The sequence below is a fragment of the Brevundimonas sp. genome (assembly GCF_035561115.1).
In the GTDB taxonomy this organism is placed as follows: Bacteria; Pseudomonadota; Alphaproteobacteria; order Caulobacterales; family Caulobacteraceae; genus Brevundimonas.
In genome coordinates, this window is record NZ_DATMYH010000078.1 from 1 (window position 1) to 2,562 (window position 2,562).

Here is a 2,562-nt window from a genome sequence, read left to right on the forward strand (position 1 = left end):
CGTCCCGCCGTCCAGCCGCGCCGCCGCCCGCCCCATCACATCGGCCACCCGCGCGGCCTCTCCCGCCAGCGTCATCCGGCCCTCGCGCAGCAGTTTCACCGCCTCGCCCAGCGCCAGCCGCGCCGCCTCCTTCGGTGTCAGGTCCCCGTCGGTCTGTCCGGCTATCACCTCCGCCAGCCCGGCGTCCGCCGGATCCACCGGCGTCGCCTCGGCCAGCGACCGTTTGGTCCAGCCCTTGCGGCCCGCCCGCGCGCGGATCGCCGCCACGGTCAGGTCGAACACCTCCGCCAGCCGCGGCGCGCTCTCCCCCGCCAGGTACCGGGCCCGGACCAGCGTCCACACCTGTTTGCCGCGGATGCGATAGGGATTTCGGCGGGGCTTGCTGTCTGTCGTTTCCATCCCGCCATTGTCAGGCCGCCGCTTCCTGCGGCGCGTTCATGACGCTACCGCAGGAAGAAAATGCCGTCAGATCAATGATCTGGCCCGACAATGTCGTCTGGCTGGCGGCGGATTGCCAGCATTTGTCGCGGGTGTATCGGGTGTCGGGGATATCGAGGGCGCGATGTCGAGGGTGTGCCGGGTGGATTGTCGTGGTCCGGCTCCGGCAAGGCCTGCTTTCGACGCGTGGCGGACGTTCGACCCGTCGTCTGTAATACCGCGCTTCTGACTCTTGCGCGACGTTCTGAAGGACCGCCATACGCTTTCAGCGTGGGCCTGGGGCGGGCCCCCGCGTCGAAACAGCGGCGCCGTCCGGATCGTCGGTGACCTCCGCGAGAGCGCCCAGTTCGCCACGTTGACGCGCCTTGCGGCCATAGACGATCTCGAATAGCGGCGAGGCCATCAGTGTGGTCACGACCGCCATCAGCACCATGATCGAGAAGAACTCCACGCCGATCAGCCCCCGTTGGAGGCCAATGTTGATGATGATCAGCTCCATGAGCCCGCGCGAGTTCATGAGGGCGCCGATACCGAGGGCGGTGGCGTTGTCCTGCCCGGTGAGCCGGGCCGCCGCCCAGCAGGCGCCGAACTTGGCCAGGATCGATGCCGCAAGGATCGCCGCCGCGATCAGGAACAGGGCCGGATCCGTCATCACGCCAAGCTTGGTGTTGAGTCCCGAGTAGGTGAAGAACATCGGCAGCAGCAGGACGACGGTGATCGGTTCCAGCCTGGCGCGGATCTCGCGGGTCAGCACGCCGCGCGGCATGGCGACGCCGAGCAGGAAGCCGCCGAACACCGCGTGCATGCCGGCCCAATCCATCGCGAAAGCGGCAAGCAGGAACAGCATCAGGACGATGCCGAGCAGCGCGTTGTCGATTCCGCCCTTCTTCTCGGCCTCCGCTCCGAGCCGCGCGAACAGCCTGGGTCCGAAACCGACCATCAGCACGGCGAAGGCCAGGGCGCTGACGATCGCCTTGACCGCCACCGCCGCTCCGGCTCCGAAAATCGCCAGCACCACCGCCAGCACGCCCCAGGCGCAGGCGTCGTCGATGGCCCCGGCCGACAGCGACAGCGTGCCGAGCGGCGAATTCGACAGTCCCCGCTCGTGGATGATGCGGGCGAGCATCGGAAAGGCGGTGATGGCGATGCACGCCCCGAGGAACAGGCTGGCCTCGGCCAGCGACATTTCGGGATTGAACAGCCCTTCCGAGAGGAGCCAGGGCGCCAGAAGAAGGGCGAGCAGGAACGGCGCGGCCATGCCCGACAACGACACTGCGCCGGCGCTGCCGACGTTGGCGCGGAAGTGAGAGCGGTCGAACCCGAGGCCGACCAGGAACATATAGAGTCCGACGCCCAGCTGCGCCCCGACGTAGAGGATCGACCTGGACTCGGCGGGGAAGATCATCGCGCTGAGATCCGGCAGCAGCATGCCGAACAGCGACGGCCCGAGCACGACGCCGGCGATCATCTCGCCTACGACCTGCGGCTGTCCGAGGAAGCGCTTGCCGAGCCATCCGATCAGCCGCGCCGCCGCGACGATTACGAACAGCTGGATGAAGAAGACGATGCTGAGCTCGGCCGCGGACATGATCGCATTCCCCCAAAGGCGATGTTTGATAGCGTTACCATATCGACCCGGTCGATGTCCCCGATGCCAGGATGCCGACAGGCCAAGGTCCTTTCCCGGCGGTGGATGGCCGTCCGCTCACGACCCCTAGAGGACTTTGAGTCGCCCTTTGGGCAGGCTCGCAAGGTATTCGATAATGGCCGTTACGGTCCTCTCGGCTCTGCCTCGCGTGTTGCCCACGGGATTTCCGTAGAGACCGTGAGCGACGTCTTCGAGATACGCGATGGCGACATCGGGCGGCTCGCCTCGCCTTAGTTTGGCAAGCACCTCAAGCAGGTGCTTGTCGTATTCCTCCACATTCGGACCGCCATCTCCCCCATTGAATGCCTCCCTGTCACCAAGCCACAAGGGGTCCCATTGTGACCAGCCGATCTCGCGAAGCCGGGAAAGCTGAATTAGTCGTCGCTTGAGCATCGCGCGAGATTGGTCCGCTTTAGCCGTCCCCGCCAGCCCCGGGATCTGGGTCCGCTTCCCACCCATAGCCGACGGTCAGCCAG

The 2,562-nt window shown here is 66.5% G+C and carries 2 protein-coding genes; both read right to left on the reverse strand.

Translation table 11 applies throughout. The features are described from left to right. Nucleotides 1–399, reverse strand: a 399-nt coding sequence (locus tag VN378_RS09900; protein ID WP_325743373.1) for a hypothetical protein, incomplete at its 3' end; no start/stop codon positions are given. Between the two features lie 304 nt (nucleotides 400–703). After that, entirely contained in the window at nucleotides 704–2,026 is a 1,323-nt protein-coding gene (locus VN378_RS09905) for a cation:proton antiporter (RefSeq protein WP_325743375.1), read from the reverse strand. Between the last annotated feature and the right edge of the window lie 536 nt (nucleotides 2,027–2,562).